The following is a 282-nucleotide window of genomic DNA, read 5'->3' as shown; positions in this document are numbered from 1 at the left end:
CTGCAGCACTGATCTCCGAAGTAAGGATTGATGCTTATAAAAAACCGGCTGCCTTTATCACTTCCACCAAATCTGTGTCGGTAATTTCCGAAAATCTGCTCAGCCAGAATCCACCGGAAAGAATGCTGGAATCTATTAACCATATTTCCGGCGCCAGAATGGAGGAACGTTCACCCGGCAGTTACAGAATTTCTCTTCGCGGAAGTACCCTTCGTTCTCCGTTTGGGGTTCGGAATGTGAAGGTTTATCTGGATGATTTTATCTTTTCTGATGCATCCGGAA

The 282-nt window shown here is 45.4% G+C and carries 1 protein-coding gene; it reads left to right on the top strand.

Going from position 1 to position 282, the window contains the following annotated elements:
- Positions 1-282: hypothetical protein (locus ACR9ZK_RS21865; protein WP_481344056.1), on the top strand; the 282-nt coding region annotated here is incomplete at both ends.

The organism is Monashia sp. HAY1-5C, from assembly GCF_056755255.1.
The sequence above is the reverse complement of the archived record's forward strand: the minus strand, read 5'-3'. Positions and strand labels throughout refer to the sequence as shown.